Annotated in this window: 19 protein-coding genes and 1 riboswitch; of the genes, 2 read left to right on the top strand and 17 right to left on the bottom strand. The window is 57.9% G+C overall.

Annotated features, from left to right (window positions below; all coding sequences use genetic code 11):
- From rimM to MTP37_RS02765, 5 genes are all read right to left on the bottom strand, one after another.
- Nucleotides 1–537, bottom strand: coding sequence for a ribosome maturation factor RimM (gene rimM / locus MTP37_RS02785; protein WP_249238110.1), 537 nt, complete (start codon nucleotides 535–537; stop codon nucleotides 1–3).
- A gap of 216 nt (nucleotides 538–753) precedes the next feature.
- The gene (locus MTP37_RS02780; RefSeq protein WP_005920371.1) at nucleotides 754–987 is read right to left on the bottom strand and encodes a KH domain-containing protein; all 234 of its coding nucleotides are present in this window, start codon (nucleotides 985–987) and stop codon (nucleotides 754–756) included.
- Between the two features lie 17 nt (nucleotides 988–1,004).
- Nucleotides 1,005–1,247 (bottom strand): 30S ribosomal protein S16, encoded by a 243-nt coding sequence (rpsP, locus tag MTP37_RS02775; RefSeq protein ID WP_249238109.1) that lies wholly within the window; start codon nucleotides 1,245–1,247, stop codon nucleotides 1,005–1,007.
- A gap of 91 nt (nucleotides 1,248–1,338) precedes the next feature.
- Nucleotides 1,339–2,694, bottom strand: a complete 1,356-nt coding sequence (gene ffh, locus MTP37_RS02770; protein ID WP_249238108.1) for a signal recognition particle protein — start codon at nucleotides 2,692–2,694, stop codon at nucleotides 1,339–1,341.
- Between the two features lie 24 nt (nucleotides 2,695–2,718).
- Nucleotides 2,719–3,099 carry a sigma factor-like helix-turn-helix DNA-binding protein gene (locus MTP37_RS02765; protein WP_249238107.1) on the bottom strand — a complete coding sequence of 127 codons (381 nt, stop codon included), beginning with the start codon at nucleotides 3,097–3,099 and terminating at the stop codon, nucleotides 2,719–2,721.
- Nucleotides 3,100–3,408: 309 nt separating this feature from the next.
- Here MTP37_RS02765 and MTP37_RS02760 point away from each other — a divergent pair, with 309 nt between their 5' ends.
- On the top strand, nucleotides 3,409–4,323 hold the full coding sequence (locus tag MTP37_RS02760) for a pyridoxal-phosphate dependent enzyme (protein ID WP_249238106.1): 915 nt from the start codon (nucleotides 3,409–3,411) through the stop codon (nucleotides 4,321–4,323).
- Nucleotides 4,324–4,402: 79 nt separating this feature from the next.
- On the top strand, nucleotides 4,403–5,737 hold the full coding sequence (locus MTP37_RS02755) for an MATE family efflux transporter (RefSeq protein WP_249238105.1): 1,335 nt from the start codon (nucleotides 4,403–4,405) through the stop codon (nucleotides 5,735–5,737).
- A gap of 204 nt (nucleotides 5,738–5,941) precedes the next feature.
- Here the strand turns inward: MTP37_RS02755 and MTP37_RS02750 are convergent, their stop codons facing one another.
- The 12 genes from MTP37_RS02750 to hemW form a co-directional block, all read right to left on the bottom strand.
- Nucleotides 5,942–7,084 (bottom strand): ribose-phosphate pyrophosphokinase, encoded by a 1,143-nt coding sequence (locus tag MTP37_RS02750; RefSeq protein ID WP_118529014.1) that lies wholly within the window; start codon nucleotides 7,082–7,084, stop codon nucleotides 5,942–5,944.
- A 12-nt stretch (nucleotides 7,085–7,096) separates the two neighbouring features.
- Nucleotides 7,097–7,339: a hypothetical protein gene (locus tag MTP37_RS02745; RefSeq protein WP_249238104.1), complete on the bottom strand. Its 243-nt coding sequence runs from the start codon at nucleotides 7,337–7,339 to the stop codon at nucleotides 7,097–7,099.
- Between the two features lie 208 nt (nucleotides 7,340–7,547).
- Nucleotides 7,548–8,702, bottom strand: coding sequence for a methionine adenosyltransferase (gene metK / locus MTP37_RS02740; protein WP_249238103.1), 1,155 nt, complete (start codon nucleotides 8,700–8,702; stop codon nucleotides 7,548–7,550).
- A gap of 118 nt (nucleotides 8,703–8,820) precedes the next feature.
- Nucleotides 8,821–8,919: riboswitch (SAM riboswitch) on the bottom strand.
- A 166-nt stretch (nucleotides 8,920–9,085) separates the two neighbouring features.
- Nucleotides 9,086–9,751, bottom strand: a complete 666-nt coding sequence (deoC, locus tag MTP37_RS02735) for a deoxyribose-phosphate aldolase (RefSeq protein WP_249238102.1) — start codon at nucleotides 9,749–9,751, stop codon at nucleotides 9,086–9,088.
- Between the two features lie 15 nt (nucleotides 9,752–9,766).
- Nucleotides 9,767–9,901 carry a hypothetical protein gene (locus MTP37_RS13105; protein WP_005944717.1) on the bottom strand — a complete coding sequence of 45 codons (135 nt, stop codon included), beginning with the start codon at nucleotides 9,899–9,901 and terminating at the stop codon, nucleotides 9,767–9,769.
- Nucleotides 9,902–9,987: 86 nt separating this feature from the next.
- On the bottom strand, nucleotides 9,988–10,344 hold the full coding sequence (locus tag MTP37_RS02730; protein WP_249238101.1) for an endonuclease domain-containing protein: 357 nt from the start codon (nucleotides 10,342–10,344) through the stop codon (nucleotides 9,988–9,990).
- A gap of 91 nt (nucleotides 10,345–10,435) precedes the next feature.
- Nucleotides 10,436–11,053 carry a GtrA family protein gene (locus MTP37_RS02725; protein WP_249238100.1) on the bottom strand — a complete coding sequence of 206 codons (618 nt, stop codon included), beginning with the start codon at nucleotides 11,051–11,053 and terminating at the stop codon, nucleotides 10,436–10,438.
- Nucleotides 11,054–11,196: 143 nt separating this feature from the next.
- Entirely contained in the window at nucleotides 11,197–13,104 is a 1,908-nt protein-coding gene (locus MTP37_RS02720) for a bifunctional 4-hydroxy-3-methylbut-2-enyl diphosphate reductase/30S ribosomal protein S1 (RefSeq protein WP_249238099.1), read from the bottom strand.
- 3 nt (nucleotides 13,105–13,107) lie between these two features.
- On the bottom strand, nucleotides 13,108–13,719 hold the full coding sequence (locus MTP37_RS02715) for a lysophospholipid acyltransferase family protein (protein WP_249238098.1): 612 nt from the start codon (nucleotides 13,717–13,719) through the stop codon (nucleotides 13,108–13,110).
- Between the two features lie 210 nt (nucleotides 13,720–13,929).
- Nucleotides 13,930–14,595, bottom strand: coding sequence for a (d)CMP kinase (gene cmk, locus MTP37_RS02710; RefSeq protein WP_249238097.1), 666 nt, complete (start codon nucleotides 14,593–14,595; stop codon nucleotides 13,930–13,932).
- Nucleotides 14,596–14,894: 299 nt separating this feature from the next.
- Nucleotides 14,895–16,211 (bottom strand): BaiN/RdsA family NAD(P)/FAD-dependent oxidoreductase, encoded by a 1,317-nt coding sequence (locus MTP37_RS02705; protein WP_256469130.1) that lies wholly within the window; start codon nucleotides 16,209–16,211, stop codon nucleotides 14,895–14,897.
- A gap of 64 nt (nucleotides 16,212–16,275) precedes the next feature.
- Nucleotides 16,276–17,358 (bottom strand): radical SAM family heme chaperone HemW, encoded by a 1,083-nt coding sequence (hemW, locus tag MTP37_RS02700; protein WP_249238095.1) that lies wholly within the window; start codon nucleotides 17,356–17,358, stop codon nucleotides 16,276–16,278.
- Between the last annotated feature and the right edge of the window lie 65 nt (nucleotides 17,359–17,423).

Genomic DNA, 17,423 nt, shown 5'->3' with positions numbered 1-17,423 from the left:
TCACTCTTCCTCCCGTTCGCTGTCAAAGTCGTCATCCAGCAGGCCCGGGATGGGGGTGACAAGGAGATAGCCCTCCGGCGGGTTGCGCTCTTTCAAAAAGGCGTCCACGCCCGGGAACATATATTCCTTGCCGCTGGGGGCTTTGACGGTGTAGATATCCTGTGCACCGGGATGGTCCACGCTGGTCACAACGCCGTACACCCTGCCGGTGTCGGCATCCCGCACTTCACACCCGATGAGGTCGGCCACATACCAGCGGCCTGCGGGCAGGGTGGCGTCGTTGCGGTCAAAGTAAAACACCTGCCCGCGCAGCGCACGGGCGGCGTCCATGTCGTTGACGCCCTCCAGCTGCAGCAGCGCCATCTGGCCCTGCGCACGGATGGAGACGATCTTCCATGCCCTGCCGCCCTGGGCCGATGCATACAGTCTGCCCACCTTTTTCAGAAAGTTGACGCCGTCGCACCAAAGCTCCAGCTTCATTTCGCCGCGCACGCCGTGGGTGGTCACGACCTTGCCCGCTTCCAGATATTGCTGCATATTTTTGCTCCTGTGTTATCAAACTTGCGCCAATACGCCCTCATCAGTCTCACTGCGTTCGACAGCTTCCCCCGGCCGGGGGAAGCCTTATGAAAGTGCATCGGCCGGGAAAGCCTTCCCCCAGTCGGGGGAAGGTGGCGCGCCAGCGCCGGATGAGGGTGCTTCCACTGAAACAAAAAGGCCCCTTGCCGCAAGGGCAAAGGGCCTGTAGGGTGCTCAGTCGATCTCAACAAGGACCTTTTCATCGACCCGCACAGCAGCCGCGCGCATCACCACACGAATGGCTTTTGCGATCCGGCCCTGCTTGCCGATGACACGGCCCATATCTCCCTCTGCCACGCTCAGGTGGTAGACGATGGTGCCGTCCTCGCGGGGCTCGTCCACCGTGACTTTGACGGCGTCTTTGTCCTCCACGAGACCGCGGGCAACTGCCAGCAACAGCTCCTGCATGAGTCAGCCCTCCCTACTTACAGAACGTTGGACTTCTTCAGCAGGACGCGAACGGTATCAGTGGGCTGTGCGCCGTTGGCGATCCACTGCTTTGCCTTCTCAGCGTCGATCTTGATCACAGAGGGCTCCTGGTTGGGATCGTAGGTGCCGATCTCCTCGATGAAACGGCCGTCGCGGGGGAAGCGGCTGTCAGCAACAACAACACGATAGAAGGGAGCCTTCTTGGCGCCGACGCGGCGCAGACGAATCTTAACTGCCATGGTAAATATCCTCCAAAAATTGTTTTGTGCGGCCCTTGCGGGCGCGTTGTTTATATTGTACAAACCCGCAAGGGGGTTGTATCACAAAAGATCATTTCAGCCCGCGGAAGGCACCGGGATTTCCCATCATGCCGCCCAAGCGGCGGGCAAAGCCCTTGGGGCTCTTTTTGAACTGCTTCATCATCTTCTGCATCATCTCAAACTGCTTGAGCAGCTTGTTCACGTCGGCCACGGTGGTACCGCTGCCGGCCGCGATGCGGCGCTTGCGCTTGGGGTTGATGATGGAGGGCTTCTCGCGCTCTTCCTTGGTCATGGAATAGATCATGGCCTCAATGCGGTCGAACGCCTTTTCATCGACCTGACTGGGATCGATGCCGCTGCCGCCGGGCAGCATGCTCAGCATCGCGCCTGCACCGCCCATCTTGCGGATCTGTGCGAACTGGTCCAGCATGTCGTTCATGTCGAACTTGTTCTCCATCATCCGCCGGGCGGTCTCTTCGGCAGCCTTTTCGTCTGCCGTCTCCTGTGCGCGCTCAATCAGGCTCAGCACATCGCCCATGCCCAGAATGCGGCTTGCCATGCGATCAGGATGGAACACATCCAGATCGTCCAGCTTTTCGCCGGTGCCCTGGAACTTGATGGGCTTCCCGGTGACGGCCAGCACCGAAAGTGCCGCACCGCCGCGGGTATCGCCGTCGGTCTTGGTGAGGATGATGCCGTCGATGCTCACCTTCTCGTTGAAGGTCTTGGCAACGTTCACGGCGTCCTGACCGGCCATGGCGTCCACCACCAGCAGGGTCTCGTCCACAGGAACGGCTTCCTTGATATCCACCAGCTCCTGCATGAGCACATCGTCGATCTGCAGACGGCCGGCGGTATCCAGGATCACGATGTCATTGCCGTAATCCTTAGCGTGCGCCAGCGCCTTTTTTGCAATTTCCGGCGGCTTTGCGCCCGGCAGCGTGAACACCGGTGCGCCCGCCTGTTTGCCCACCACCTGCAGCTGATCGATGGCCGCAGGGCGGTAAATATCGCAGGCCACCAGCATGGGGCGGCGGCCCTGTTTGATAAAGTATTTTGCCAGCTTTGCGGCATGGGTGGTCTTACCATTGCCCTGCAGGCCGCAGAGCATGATGACGGTCTGGCCCTTGTTCTTGATGTTCAGGCGGGCCGCCTCGCTGCCGCCCATCAGGGCAACCAGCTCTTCGTTGACGATCTTGACCACCTGCTGAGCCGGGGTCAGGCTCTCCATGACCTCCTGACCCATGGCGCGCTCGGACACCTTCGCGCAGAAGTCCTTGGCGACCTTGTAGTTGACATCCGCTTCCAGCAGTGCCATGCGCACCTCGCGCATGGCGGCCTTGATATCTGCCTCGGTCAGCTTGCCGTGACCGCGCAGCTTTTTGAACACACCGGCAAGGCGGTCGGTAAGGGATTCAAATGCCATTGTGCGGTGCTCCTTTCACAAGTTTCAGCTCTCGTTCGCTTCGTCGATGGAACGAATCAGCTTCAGCATCCCGGTCAGCTGGTGTTCGTACTCGGTGGTGGTCAGGCCATTTGGGCCGGTGCACTCGAACCGTGCATCAATGACCATCTGCTCCAGTTCCTCCAGCTTCTGCTGCACCCGGCGGTAGCGAGCCGCAAACCCGACCTTTTCCTCCAGCTCCTTCAGCGCATTCTCGCCATGCTTGATGGCGTCCCGCGCACCCTGACGGGTGATGCCGAAGTTTTCGCCGATCTCGCTCAGCGAAAGGTCGTCGTTGTAATACTGGCGCAGCATCTCGCGCTGCTTTTCGGTGAGCACCTCGCCGTAAAAGTCCAGCAGATAGCCCATTTCCAGATCTTTTGCCATCCTCTGACCCCCGGTTTTGTGCCTGTGCTTTCGAGAAGTGATGTAAAGTTCATCTGCTTTACGGATGAATTATAGCAGATGCCCTGTCTGCTGTCAAGGGCATTCCGGGATTTTTTCCAGAAAATCCGGCAAAAATTCGCTGTTTTTGCCAAAATACCGCTTGACGCACCGGGGTCTTTTGCGTTAGGATAAGATTGTTGTATCCAAACAAACCTTCTCAGCCTCCCTGCGTTCGGCAGCTCTCCCGAAGGGCTGGCCGCTGCCAAACGCCGTCTGAGCAGGATGCATCCTCTTGAAAGGAGTTTTCCCGTGCCGATCTACCCCAATTTTTACCAGACGCTCAGCGCCTGCCCCATCGTGGAGCTGCGGGGCTACGCCGCTGCCTGTGGGCTGAAAGGGCGTTTGTATGCCTATCTGGACTTTGCAGGCCCCACCGGCACCGCCCGGGACGGCCTTGCCGAGGGGATGCTCGCCCTCGCCATCGAGAAAAAGAAGCTGAGCACCGGCCAGCCCATCATCGAAGCTGCCTCCGGCCCCTTTGCCGCCGCGCTGACGCTGGCGGGCCTTACTGCCGGGCATCCGGTGGTGCTGGTGATGCCGGAGGACGCCCCCGCCCTGCGGCAGGAGACCCTGCTGCGGCTGGGTGCCCAGATCCGCCACAGCCCGGCCCGCAGCGGTGTGAACGGTGCCCGCCGTCTGGCGGCACAGACCGCCGCCGCCAACGGCTGGTACTACATGGACTGGCTTGCCAACGATGACAACCCCGAATACCACCGCCGCGTCACCGGCCCGGCCATCGTGCAGAACATCGCCCGTGAGGGCAGGAGCGTCGTGGATGCCATCGTGATCGGCGTGGGTAGCGGCGGCACTGTAACGGGCGTGGGTGAGACCATCAAGGCCTGGACCAACGATGTGCGCATCGCCGCCGTGGAGCCCTATGAATCGCAGGCGCTGGGCGGCGGTCTCACCGGCCCCCACGGCATCAGCGATCTGGGCTATGGCTTTGTGCCGGAAAACTTCAACGCCTATGTGGTGGACAACGTGGTAGCGGTGAACACCACCGACGCGCAGCGGGCCGCACAAAAGGTGCTGCACACCGATGCTATCCCGGCTTCGGTGGCGTCCGGTGCTGTTCTGCAGGCGGCCGCACAGCTCATCCATGTGGGGGCCAGCCGCTCTGCCCTTGCCATCCTGCCCGGGCGGCAGCTGATCAACACATTATAATATTACAGCAGGCCGGTCGCATCCGCTCCGTCCTGCTGTATCTTTCCCATCTTATAAGAAAGGACCTTTCCAAATTCCAATGACGAACGATATGACAAAGGGAGCCATTACTCCGCTCCTGGTCCGCTTTACGATCCCGTTGGTGCTGGGCAATCTGTTCCAGCTCACCTACAACGCCGCCGACAGCATCATCGTGGGCAAGTTCGTGGGCGAGGAAGCCCTTGCAGCTGTGGGCACCTCCAACCCGCTCATGACTCTGGCCATCCTGTTCATCAACGGCATGTGTCTGGGCGCCGGCATTCTGGTCAGCACTGCCTTTGGTGCAGGCGACACCCGGCTGGTGGAACGTCAGGTGTCCACCACCGCCATTGCGGGCACCGTGTTCTCGCTGGCATTCTCGGCGCTGTGCGTCATTCTGGCCACGCCCCTGCTGCAGCTGATGCAGGTGCCCGCCGATATTCTGCCCATTGCGGTGAACTACCTGCGCATCGTGTTTGCGGGCCTGATCTTCACCTTTTTCTATAACTTCCTTGCCGCCACCATGCGTGCGCTGGGCGACAGCAAAAGCGCGCTGTACTTTCTGATGATCAGCTCGGTGCTGAACATCGGCGGCGACCTGTTCTTTGTGGAGGTTCTGAACTGGGGCAGCAACGGCTGCGCCCTTTCCACCGTGATCAGCGAGGCACTGTGCTGCGTGCTGTGCGTGCTGTACATCCGCTGGAAGGTGCCCATCCTGCAGTTGGGCAGGCGCTGGCTGGTATTTGACGGCAGTCTGCTGCGCAAAACAGTCAGTTATGGCTGGGCCAGCGCCATGCAGCAGGCCACCGTGCAGCTGGGCAAGATCGCGGTGCAGGCCATCGTGAACACCATGGGCGTGAGCACCATGGCCGCATTTACCGCAGCTTCCCGCATCGACGACTTTGCCTACACCCCGCAGCAGAACATCGGCCACGCCATGACCACCCTGATGGCCCAGAACCGGGGCGCCGGCAAGCATGACCGCGTGAAGCAGGGCTTCCTCTGCGGCATGCGCATCGAAGGTGTTTACGGTGTGCTGATCGCCGTGGTGTGCTTCGGCGGTGCGCCCTTCATCATGAAGCTGTTCGTCACCGACCCGGAGGTCATCCATCTGGGCGTGCGCTTCCTGCGCACCGTGTCCCTGTTCTATCTGATGCCCGCTTTCACCAACGGCATTCAGGGCTTCTTCCGCGGCGTCGGCGACCTGAAGGTCACGCTGGTGTCCAGCACCATCAACATGCTGTTCCGTGCAGCTGCAGCTGCCGTGTTCGTACTGATGTGGAAGCTGGAGATCGAAGCGCTGCCCTACAGTTATGTCGTCGGCTGGGTCGTCATGCTGGCCTACGAGCTGCCCCTGCTGGTGCGGTATCTGCGCAGCCATGAGGACGAGCTGTAAAATCATTTTCACGCTCTCCGCTCTGAGCATATTTAGCAGAAATTTTATTTTTATAGATAGAGCAATTCCCGGCAGACTGCGGTCTGCCGGGAATTGCATTTTCACGGGAGGGATCGTTCAGACAAACGGCATCGTCATTTTTTCAGAATGCGCGCAAAAAAGCCGCCGTATCGTTTGATACGGCGGCTTTTGTTATGCGATGGATTATTTACGGCTTGCCAGCAGGTTCTCGATCTTCTTCAGCGGGTCGATGATGCTGGAAACAGACATATCGTGGTTCAGTGCCACCACAAAGTAGGCGGCGTACTTGGAAACGTCCACATCCACATACCAGTCGCGGGTGAGCAGCTCAGGCATACGGTAGGTCAGGTTGGTGCCCACAACGTAGGTCAGCTTGCCCTCAGCCACAGCCTTGTCGAACTTCTCCAGACCGCTGGTGAACAGGGGGAAGGTCGCGTTGGCGATGATGCGGCCTGCACCACGCTCCTTCAGGTTGCCGGCAACCTCCAGCATGCTCTCGCCGGATGCGATGATATCGTCAGCGATGAAGACAGTCTTGCCCTCCACGCTCTCGCCCAGATACTCGTGGGCAACGATGGGGTTGCGGCCATTCACCACGCGGGTGTAATCGCGGCGCTTGTAGAACATGCCCAGATTGCAGCCCAGCACGCTGGAGAAGTACATGTTGCGGTTCATAGCACCCTCGTCCGGGCTGACCACGGTGAACTTGCTCTTATCAAAGGAGATGTCCGGGTCCTTCTTCAGCAGGCTCTTCAGCACCTGATAGGTGGGCATTGCGTTATCAAAGCTCATCAGCGGCACAGCGTTCTGCACGCGGGGGTCATGAGCATCAAAGGTGATGATGTTGCGCACACCCATGGTCTGCAGCTCCTGCAGGGCCACAGCGCAGTCCAGACTCTCGCGCACCACGCGGCGGTGCTGACGACCGCCGTACAGGCTGGGCATAATGACCGACACACGGTGTGCCTTGCCGGCCACTGCCTGGATCAGGCGCTTCAGGTTGGCGAAGTGATCGTCCGGAGACATGTGGTTCTCGTAGTTGAACAGCTTGTAGGTCACACTGTAGTTGCCGGGATCGACCACGATGAAGATATCGTCGCCGCGCACCGACTCCTTCACCAGACCCTTGGCGTCGCCGCTCTGGAAGCGGGGGCAGTCGCAGGGGATGATAAAGGTCTCCTTATCGATGCCGGCTTCTCTGGCCCAGCGGGTCAGGTGCTTGTCGATCAGGCCGGTAAGCTCCTCCGCACCGGGGCAGGCGATGAGACGCATATCGGCCACGCTGGGCTGCTCAAAGAACGACTTCGGGGAAATTTCAATGGACATAATCACAACTCCTTATTGCTGCTGTACAATCCGAATGATCGTCACACGAAAGTGCATATCTATCTTTATTTTATCACAATTTGACATTTGTGCCATATCAATTTGTTTCAGCTGACGATTTTCTGCGCCTTGCACATCTGTTTTACCTTTTTCAAACAGAGACTGTGTGTTTTCGACAAAAAGACAGTCAATTCCCTGCCATTTCGCAAATTTCGGCTGATTTTCACGGAAAAGTAGGACTTTTTCTTTGTCCAAATCACCTCCCGGGAGAGCCCTTCCCGGAGATGAAAATGTCGTGTGTCGGGCAGCAGAGATGCTTCTGTTTTCACTCGTTCACCCTCCCCGGCAGAGCCGCAAAAACAAAGGCATCTGCAACAAATTCGCTGATCTTCTGAAGCTCAGAAGCGATCGTTGCAGATGCCTTCTTATTTTACATAACAGCTATAGGTATTTTGTGTTCCGCTTACAGGGCAGCGACCGCAGCCTTCAGGGCATCCACACGGTCGGTGTTCTCCCACTTCACGCCCAGATCCTCGCGGCCCATGTGGCCGTACGCAGCCAGCTTGCGGTAGATGGGCTTGCGCAGGTCGAGTTCGCGGATGATGGCGGCGGGGGTCAGGTCAAACACCTTCTCCACAGCCTTCTCGATCGTTTCATCGGCAACAGTGCCGGTGCCGAAGGTATCCACCATGATGGACACGGGCTTTGCCACACCGATGGCATACGCCACCTGCACTTCGCACTGCTTGGCAAGACCTGCAGCCACGATGTTCTTTGCCACCCAGCGGGTCGCATAGGCAGCGCTGCGGTCCACCTTGCTGGGGTCCTTGCCGGAGAAGGCACCGCCGCCGTGACGGGCATAGCCGCCGTAGGTGTCCACGATGATCTTGCGGCCGGTCAGGCCGGTATCACCCTGCGGGCCGCCCACGACGAAGCGGCCGGTGGGGTTGATATAGTACTTGGTGTTCTCGTCCAGCAGCTCGGCGGGGATGGTGGCCTTGATGACCTTTTCCATCACATCGGCGCGCAGCTGTTCCATGCTGACGCTCTCGCTGTGCTGGCTGGAGATGACCACAGCATCCACACGCACGGGCTTGTTGTTCTCATCGTACTCCACAGTGACCTGACTCTTGCCGTCCGGACGCAGATAGTCCATCTCGCCGTTCTTGCGCACCTCGGTCAGGCGCTTTGCCAGCTTGTGAGCCAGACTGATAGGCATGGGCATCAGCTCCGGGGTCTCATCGCAGGCATAGCCGAACATCATGCCCTGATCGCCTGCACCGCCCACCTGATCGTTGGTGCCCAGTGCGATGTCGGGGCTCTGGCCGTCGATGTTGGAGATGACGGCGCAGGTGTCGGCGTCAAAGCCGAACTTTGCACGGGTGTAGCCGATATCTGCCACCACCTCGCGGACGATCTTCTGGAAATCGACATAGCAGTTGGTGGTGATCTCGCCCATGATGTGGACAAGGCCGGTGGATGCGCAGGTCTCGCAGGCCACGCGGGCATTGGGGTCGTGGGTCAGGATCTCGTCCAGAATGGCATCCGAGATCTGGTCGCAGATCTTGTCGGGATGTCCTTCGGTGACGGACTCAGAAGTAAACAGGTGTCTTGCCATTTGTTTTGCCTCCTAATTTTTTTACAGCAGGGTGTGTATTTCTTGCTCCAACATTCCGTTCAAGCTTTTTTGCGCGAAAAATAAAAGCGCCCAGAGCCCGAAAGCTCTGAGCGTTGCACTCTTATCTCTCGGTTTCCCGCAGGATTTGGCACCTTACGCTCACGCGCAGGTTGTCGGGCTTCACAGGGCCTGTCCCCTCAGCCGCTCTTGATAAGTCGGTATTCAGTTGGTACGTTGAATATTCTATCATTGCTTCGTCAGATTGTCAAGAAGAGTATCACTCTTTTTATACATTCTTCCAATTTTGATGAAGCTTTTGCGGCTTTTGGGGTCCCCAAAAAGAAAAAGCACAGCCTCAGCCGTGCCTTTTCCATAAAGTTTACTTAGTAGCCCTTTGCCTGTTCGCCGTTCAGGATCTTGACGGCACGGGAGGTGCCCAGACGGTCGGCACCCAGCGCAAGGAAGGTCTCCATATCCTCCACAGTGGAGATGCCGCCGGCAGCCTTGACCTTGCAGCGGCCATGCACGCCCTTGACCATCAGCTCCACATCGTGGAAGTTGGCACCGGCAGTGGAGAAGCCGGTGCTGGTCTTGATGTAGTCAGCGCCTGCCTCGCAGACGATATCGCACATCTTTTCCTTTTCTTCATCGGTCAGCAGGCAGGTCTCGATGATGACCTTCAGGATCTTATCGCCCACCGTCTGCTTCACGGCGCGGATATCCTCGCGCACGGCATCGTACTCCTTGTTCTTCAGGCGGCCGATGTTAATGACCATATCCACCTCGGCGGCGCCGTTCTCGATGGCAGTCTTTGCCTCAAAGGCCTTGCTGGCAGTATCCATGGCACCCAGAGGGAAGCCCACCACGCAGCACACCGGGATACGGCCCGCCATATACTCCACCGCCTGCTTCACATAGCAGGTGTTGATGCAGACGGATGCGGTGTGGTTTGCAATGGCCTCGTCGCACAGGGTCTGGATCTGGGGCCAGGTAGCCTCCGGCTTCAGCAGAGTATGATCGACATGGGAGAGAATTTCTTCACGATTCATCTTGTTTCCTCCGTTTTACTTGCTGGCACGGCGCACCTTTGCCATGCCGACAGCACTCAGGGCAATTGCAGTTGCAGAGACCGTTGCACCAATGATGCCCAGTACCAGACCGGAGACCAGAAATGCAAAACCTTTCAGACCACGCTTCATAAAACCGTACCTCCTAAAATAATCGTTTGTTGTAATGCGCCCTCATCCGGCACTTCGTGCCACCTTCCCCCGACCGGGGGAAGGCTTCAGGTACATCTGCCAATATGGTTCCGGATCTCTGTACAAACCCCTGCAAAATTTTCCGCTATTTCCAGATTGGAGTAGCGCAAAACCGTAAGGCCATTGTCCTTCAGGTATTGATCCCGTACCATATCTGCAGCCTTTCCTGCATCATTATAATGCTGTGAACCATCCAGTTCTATTACAAGCCTTGCTTCTGCACAGAAAAAATCAACGATATAATTCCCGATGACCTTCTGCCGTTTGAACGTGACCGGCTGACTTTTCAAAAAATCATACCAAAGATGCCTCTCTTCATGCGTCATATTCCGGCGCAGTGTTTGAGAGAGGGCTGTCAGCTTTCCGTTTTTAACGTTCTTCATTTCAAATTCAGGCGAAGCCTGCTCTTTTTAAGCCTTCACCCCTTGGGGGGAAGGTGTCACCGCAGGTGACGGATGAGGGGTAATCTGTCCATTACTTTTTCTTAAAAATGATCAGCTTGCTGAACACATAGTTCAGCACGATCACCAGTACATTGGAAAACACCTTCACGGCAAGGCCCCACAGTGCCTGCGCATTGTAGCGGCTGGTAACGAAGATCGCCGTGGGGCCGTCTGCACCGCCGATAACGGCAATGGCGGCAGAGCCATCCGTGACCCCCGCCGGTGTGCCCACATAGGATGCTGCCATCTGGATGGCCGTATCCGGGCCAAACCAGTGGGACACCACGCTCAGTGCCCCCTGCATTAAGTTGTCCATCAGCGCTGCACCCTGCGCAGCCAGCAGATTGCCCAGCACCAGCATGATTGCCGTGTCCAGCAGCATCGTACCCAGACGGCAGGTGACAAAGGTGCCAAACTCTTTTGCCATGGCCTTTCCGGTAGTCTTGCTGCGGAACACAAAGGCGCGGTTGGTTGCGTAGGCGAACAGGATGCACAGGATGTTATCCAGCACATTGCCCCAGCTGTTGGCGGCAGTGTAGCCGAACAGCTTATTGAACAGCGCATACAGCACAATGTTCAGCAGGGTGCACAGCACGCCGAAAACCAGATAGCTCAGCACTTCCCAGTGCTTCTTGATCCATTTTACCATAAAATTATGTCTTTATTGTATTTTTCCGCCATTTGGGAAGGAAAATCATTTTTTGTTATAAAAACAGCCCCGCCGCCGTTTTCCCGGCAACGGGGCTGTTGATCGCATTGTGTCAGAAGCTTTTCTTCCGAACGAGGGGCTGATTACTCAGCGTCGTTCAGCAGAGCCTTCATGGACAGGCTGATGCGCTTCTTGTCGAAGTCAACATCCAGCAGCTTCACATCGACCATATCGCCGACCTTCAGTGCGTCGGAGACCTTCTCAACGCGGTCATTGCTGATCTCGCTGATGTGGACCAGACCGTCGATACCCGGCAGGATACGGACGAATGCACCGAACTTGGTCAGGGACACGACCGGAGCATGGAAGGTGCTGCCGATGGGGTAGTTGTTCTTCAGCTGCTCCCAGGGGTTGTCCTCAGCCTTCTTGTAGCCCAGAGAGACCTTGTGGTTCTCGGTGTCGATGTCCTTCACATACACCTCGATGGTGTCGCCAACGGAGACGACCTCAGAGGGATGCTTGATGCGGTTCCAGCTCAGCTCGCTGATGTGGCACAGGCCGTCCACACCGCCGATATCGACGAATGCACCGTAAGAAGTCAGGCTCTTGACAACGCCGGTGTAGGTCTTGCCCACCTCAACGTTTGCCCAGAACTCTTCACGCTTTGCCTTGTTCTGCTCAGCGGTCACCTTGTTGATGCTGCCGACGATCTTGCGGCCGGAGCACTCGGTGACAACCAGCTGAACGTGCTGGCCAACCAGAGCGGTGTAGTCCTCATCACGGCGCATAGTAGCCTGAGAACGGGGAACGAACACCTTGACGCCCTTGACGTTGACCACAACGCCGCCCTTGTTGAACTCGGTGACGTCGCCCTCGACGACCTCGCCGGACTCAGCGGCCTTAGCGATCTCTTCCATGCCCTTGCGAGATGCGAGCTTCTTGCGGGAGAGCTGGATGACGCCATCCTGATCCATAACCTTCTCGACGATGAGGTCCAGCTCATCGCCAACCTTCACCAGGTCTTCGACCTTGGCGGAGGAATCATCGGTCAGCTCGCTCAGCTTGACAAAGCCGGTCTGCTTCGCTCCGATATCCACCTGGATCTCGTTGGCAGAGATGCTGGTCACGATTCCTTTCACAATACTGCCTGCATGAACACGCTTTTCCTCGGATGCATTCAGCATCTCCTCAAAGCTCATGCTGTCATTGATTTCTGCGCTCATACTGTTAAGTACCTCCTCAATAATAGACGATGGCGTTGAAGCCCCGGCTGTCACGCCCGCCACTTTAACATCTGCAAACCATTCCGGCCGAAGTTCGCTCGCTGTCTCGACCGTTACGGCACGCGTGTGTTTTGCGGCGACCTGTACCAGCTTTTGGGTATTGGAAGAATGATGACCGCCAATGACAACAATGATATCGCATTTTTGGCTGAGGTCTTCCGCTTCCTGTTGCCTCGCCCACGTCGCATTACATATTGTATCAAAAATCCGGGCGTTTGTATAGGCTTTTTTGAGAAACTCCGAACTTTCTTGCCATTTTGTAACCTGAAATGTGGTCTGTGCAACTGCAAACAGGGGTTTTTGCGGGTCAGAGGGGCCTTTCCACGCCTTCAATTCGGCCAGATCGGCAAAAACGAACACCTCTCCGCGGGTGTGTCCCACGATCCCCTGCACCTCCGGGTGGGTCTTATCGCCCGCCACCAGCAGCACTGCCCCGGCTTTTTCGGCCTCGGCGGCAATGCGCTGGATCTTCTGCACAAAGGGGCAGGTGGCGTCATGGTAGCGGATGCCGCGCACTGTCAGCTCGTCATAAACGCTGCGGGGCACGCCGTGGCTGCGGATGACTACCTCGTATCCGGCAGGCACATCCTGCACGGTATCCACCACCTGTGCGCCCTTGCGCTGCATATCCTCCACCGCCTGCGGGTTGTGGATCAGCGGGCCCAGCGTAGCGACCCTGTGTCCTTCTGCCAGAAGTCCATAGGTCAGCTCCACGGCACGGTTGACGCCAAAGCAGAACCCCGCCGTTTTGGCAACTCGGATCTCCATCTTTTACGCTCCCATCTTTTCCCACGCATCCAGCAAAGCCTGTTTGTTGGCACGCAGCTTTTTGGTATCCCGCCGGCCTTCCATGGCAAACTGGGCGGCAGGCATGGGCTCGCCGTAGATCACCCGCACTCTGCAGAACAGATGCATTTTTCCGTCCGGCGTATCGTACAGGATGCGGCAGGGCACCACATCCACCCCGGCTCCCGCCGCAATGACGAACAGGCCGCTCTTGGGCGGCAGAAGCTTTCCGTCCTTTTCGCGGGTGCCCTCCGGGAAAATGAGCAGGGTCTTGCCGTTTTTGCAGACCTCAACGGTCTGCTCGATGGCAGCCATCTCATCCTTTGTGCCGCGCACGCACACCGCGCCGCAGCACCGGAAGAACCATGTCAGGAAGCCGTTGATCTCGAACAGCTCCTTCTTGGCAAATACGACCATCCGCCTGCTCCACCGGGTGACCACGATAAACACCGGGTCGATGGCGGAGACATGGGTCGGCGCAAGGATGCAGCCTTTGGTCTGCACCTTTTTCAGGTTCTCGCGGCCCTCTACGCGGATACGGAAACCGATGTGCCACAGGATCCATGCAAAGGGTACTAAGATGTAATATAATATCATAGTGTCGTTTTATTCCTTAAATTTATACGATTCTCGATTTCGCAAGCAGGCCGAAACCGGACAATGCAGCAGTTTTTGAAAATGTCGTTTTTTCGATACGACTTTTCTGGTGAAAGCGTGTTCTGGAAATGACCGCAGTCATTTCCAAAGCACAAGAAATAAGCTTCCAATAAATATGCCCAGCGCGAAGCGGAGGGCGTTTTAGATCGTTCAGCCGGCCTTCTCCGCAATGATCTTCTTCATGGCAGCAAGGCTCTGCTCGAAGTCCAGCTCCGAGGTATCCAGCAGCACGGCATCCTCCGCCTGCTTCAGGGGTGCAGCGGCACGGTGGGTGTCCTGATAGTCCCGCTGCTTCACATCGGCCAACACCTCTTCATAGGGAGTATCGATGCCCTTGGCCTGATACTCCTTCCAGCGCCGGGTGGCGCGGGCTTCCGGCGTGGCGGTGAGGAAGATCTTCACCGTAGCGTCCGGCAGCACCACCGTGCCGATGTCGCGGCCGTCCATCAGCACATCCTGCTTTTTGGCCATATCCCGCTGCAGTTCCAGCAGAAAGGCGCGCACAGCCGGGTTTGCGCCCACGGCAGAAGCAGCCATGCCTGCGGCCTCGGTGCGGATGGCGGTGCTGACGTCCTCTTCCTTTAAATAAACGTGCTGCTCCCCCTCAATGGAGGCCAGCCGCAGCTCGATCTGGGGCAGCAGTGCGTTGACCGCTGCGTTGTCCTTGGGGTCCTTGCCCGCACGCAGGGCATACAGGCCGATGGCGCGGTACATGGCACCGGTGTCCACATAAATATAGCCCATTTCAGCCGCCAGACGGCGTGCCAGCGTAGATTTGCCTGCACCTGCAGGCCCGTCGATTGCAACAGATACCATTTTATATCTTCTCCTTTTTAAGCGGAAAAATATTTTAAATATTTACAAATCTGGAAAATCTGCGGATTTTCCAGATTTGATTTTTCACAAGCGGGGCCGCAGCGGCCAACTGCATTGCTGCTCGTTCCCTTCAGGAACAGTTGCGCAGTGGTCTGTGAGACCATCCCGGCAACAACCCTTTTTGTGAAAACGTATTTTGAAAACGACCGCAGTCGTTTTCAAAATACAAATCAAAAAATCTATTCCTATAAATATGCCCAGAGCAGCGCGGAGGGCATTTAAAATTGTTCTATCTGTAATTACAGATTATTTGCAAAGCTCTGTGCGGTGCAGAAGGCGATCTGCAAATTGTAGCCGCCGGTATAGGCATCCACGTCCAGCACCTCGCCCGCAAAATACAGGCCCAGCGCCTTTTTGCTCTGCATGGTTTTGGGGTCCACCTCCCGCACCGACACGCCGCCGCTGGTGATCACGGCGTGGGCAAGGTCGCCCCGGGCGTCGATGGACACCCGCCAGTGCTTCATCAGCTGCACCAACTCCCGCTTCTGTTCCCGGGTGATCTGGTTGGCCCTTGTGGCCGGGTCGATGCCCCAGCGTGCCACCATCACCGGCTGCATGCTGGAGGGCAAAAGCTTGACCAGTGCGCCCTGCGCCGCGTGGTTTGCCAGCAGGGCAAAGTCCCGGGTGATGCGGTCGTACAGCTGCTCCTCGCTGAGGGCCGGCTTGAGGTCGATCTCCGCATGATACCGATGCTTTTTCATGTCCCCCAGATGGCTGGATGCGCTCAAGGTCAGCGGGCCGCTGATGCCAAAGTGGGTGAACAGCATCTCGCCCTGCTCGTCAAAGATGGCCTTGTCGTCCTCGAACAGGGTCAGGGTGACGTTTTTCAGGGCCAGACCCATCATTTTTTTGCAGTCGGCGTCATGGCTCACAAGGCTGACCAGACTGGGCACCGGCTCCACAAGGGTGTGCCCGGCCTGCTGTGCCAGCCTGTAGCCATCGCCGGTGGAGCCGGTGGTGGGGTAGCTCACGCCGCCGGTGGCCACCAGCACCGCGTCTGCCCGGTACTCCCTGCCAGAGGTGCCCCGCACGCCGATGCACCGCAGGGCCGGGCCTGCCTTTTTCTTTTTGGGGTGGCGCGGGTTTTCCGGTGCAGCGGGAGCTTCTTCCGGCTCCGGCACCACCTCTTCCAGCAGCAGCTTTTTTGCGCCGTCATGGACGATGTCGGCGTCCTGCGCGTAGCGCAGAAGGGCCTGCCGGATCTCCTCTGCCTTGTCGGATACCGGGAACACCCGGCGTCCGCGCTCCACTTTCAGCTCCACACCCAGACCCTCGAACAGTTCCATGGTCTTTGCGGGCGGGAAAGCCCCCAGCGACGAATACAAAAAGCGCGGGTTGGTGCGCACATGGCGCAGAAACTCCTCTGCCGGGCAGTCGTTGGTCACATTGCAGCGGCCCTTGCCGGTGACAAGGATCTTCTGGCCGGGCTTGTCCATGTGTTCCAGCACCGTCACCTGATGCCCCTGACGTACAGCGGCACCCGCCGCCATCAGGCCCGCCGCGCCTGCACCTACGATCAACACCTTCGCCATCTGTTTTCCTCCAAATTCCCCTATTGTATCAAGTATATCATACCAGAACCGGCACGCAAAAGCAATGTTCTGCCGTATTTCTGCCAATTTACAAGAGCTGGGCAAGGATGCTGTTCTGCACGATGAGGCCCGCCGGGGTCAGGGCAAGGGTGTGGCCGTCAAAGCTTGCATAGCCCGCCCGGACGCAGTTTTGCACAAAGGCCAGTTGTGCGGTGGAAAATTCTTTGCCGTAGAGCCGCTTATAGGTGTCCAGCGAAAGTCCCTTGCGCAGGCGCAGCTGTAAAATAAGGTAATCCTCTGCGCCGCAGCTGCCGTCCATCACCGGGGCGGCGGCATCGTTCAGGAACGCAGCGGTATCCGGCGGATAATAGAACCGCCTGCCGCCCATGCAGGAGTGCGCTGCCGGGCCAAGGCCCAGATAGTCGCCGCAGTCCCAGTAGATGAGGTTGTGCCGTCCCTCATAGCCGGGCTTTGCAAAGTTGGAGATCTCGTACTGCCGGTAGCCGTGATGTTCCAGCTGCTCCACCGCGTAGAGGTAAAAATCAGCCGCCTCGTCGCCGGTGGGCAGACCCTCGGGCGGGTGCTTTCCAAAGGCCGAATCCGGCTCGATCTTCAGCAGATACGCGGAAATGTGGGTGGCTCCGCCGTCCTCGATCAGTTCCAGCGTTTCGTCAAACTCAGCTTCGGTGTAGTGGGGCAGTGCCAGCATGATGTCGCCGCTGATGTTCGCAAAGCCTGCCCGCCGGGCGGCGGCAAAGGCAGCCCTCGCCTGCTTTGCCGTGTGGGGCCTGCCCAGTGTGCGCAGCTGGGTGTCCCGGGCAGACTGCACCCCGAAGGAGATGCGGTTCACTCCCGCCTCCCGGAAGCCCGCAAGGCTCTGTTCGGTCACCGTCTCCGGGTTTGCTTCCAGCGTGATCTCTGCCCCGGGCAGGGGCCGGGCCGCATCGATGAGCCGCTTTGCCTGCTCCGGGCGCAGCAGACTGGGGGTGCCGCCGCCAAAATAAAGGGTGTCCGGCTGCAGGGGCCTCTCCGGTGCAAAGCGGTCAAGCTCCCGCACAAGAGCCTCCACATAGGCATCCGGCACACCGCGCTCACCGGGGTGGGAATAAAAATCACAGTACCTGCATTTGGAAAAACAGTAGGGTATGTGTAAATAAAGTCCAAGGGACATACAATATCACAGCCTTTTTCATGAAACGTTCATTTCTATGCAGTATACTATATTCCGTAGACCGG

This window comes from Faecalibacterium sp. HTF-F (assembly GCF_023347535.1).
Lineage (GTDB): Bacteria > Bacillota > Clostridia > Oscillospirales > Ruminococcaceae > Faecalibacterium > Faecalibacterium wellingii.
This window is presented reverse-complemented; position numbering and strand designations above follow the sequence as displayed.

Excerpts from the sequence above, each read along its gene's own strand:
- rimM (WP_249238110.1), bottom strand. The coding sequence starts at position 537 with ATGCAGCAATATCTGGAAGCGGGCAAGGTCGTGACCACCCACGGCGTG.
- MTP37_RS02780 (WP_005920371.1), bottom strand. The coding sequence starts at position 987 with ATGCAGGAGCTGTTGCTGGCAGTTGCCCGCGGTCTCGTGGAGGACAAA.
- rpsP (WP_249238109.1), bottom strand. The coding sequence starts at position 1,247 with ATGGCAGTTAAGATTCGTCTGCGCCGCGTCGGCGCCAAGAAGGCTCCC.
- ffh (WP_249238108.1), bottom strand. The coding sequence starts at position 2,694 with ATGGCATTTGAATCCCTTACCGACCGCCTTGCCGGTGTGTTCAAAAAG.
- MTP37_RS02765 (WP_249238107.1), bottom strand. The coding sequence starts at position 3,099 with ATGGCAAAAGATCTGGAAATGGGCTATCTGCTGGACTTTTACGGCGAG.
- MTP37_RS02755 (WP_249238105.1), top strand. The coding sequence starts at position 4,403 with ATGACGAACGATATGACAAAGGGAGCCATTACTCCGCTCCTGGTCCGC.
- MTP37_RS02750 (WP_118529014.1), bottom strand. The coding sequence starts at position 7,084 with ATGTCCATTGAAATTTCCCCGAAGTCGTTCTTTGAGCAGCCCAGCGTG.
- metK (WP_249238103.1), bottom strand. The coding sequence starts at position 8,702 with ATGGCAAGACACCTGTTTACTTCTGAGTCCGTCACCGAAGGACATCCC.
- deoC (WP_249238102.1), bottom strand. The coding sequence starts at position 9,751 with ATGAATCGTGAAGAAATTCTCTCCCATGTCGATCATACTCTGCTGAAG.
- MTP37_RS13105 (WP_005944717.1), bottom strand. The coding sequence starts at position 9,901 with ATGAAGCGTGGTCTGAAAGGTTTTGCATTTCTGGTCTCCGGTCTGGTA.
- MTP37_RS02730 (WP_249238101.1), bottom strand. The coding sequence starts at position 10,344 with ATGAAGAACGTTAAAAACGGAAAGCTGACAGCCCTCTCTCAAACACTG.
- MTP37_RS02725 (WP_249238100.1), bottom strand. The coding sequence starts at position 11,053 with ATGGTAAAATGGATCAAGAAGCACTGGGAAGTGCTGAGCTATCTGGTT.
- MTP37_RS02720 (WP_249238099.1), bottom strand. The coding sequence starts at position 13,104 with ATGGAGATCCGAGTTGCCAAAACGGCGGGGTTCTGCTTTGGCGTCAAC.
- MTP37_RS02715 (WP_249238098.1), bottom strand. The coding sequence starts at position 13,719 with ATGATATTATATTACATCTTAGTACCCTTTGCATGGATCCTGTGGCAC.
- cmk (WP_249238097.1), bottom strand. The coding sequence starts at position 14,595 with ATGGTATCTGTTGCAATCGACGGGCCTGCAGGTGCAGGCAAATCTACG.
- hemW (WP_249238095.1), bottom strand. The coding sequence starts at position 17,358 with ATGTCCCTTGGACTTTATTTACACATACCCTACTGTTTTTCCAAATGC.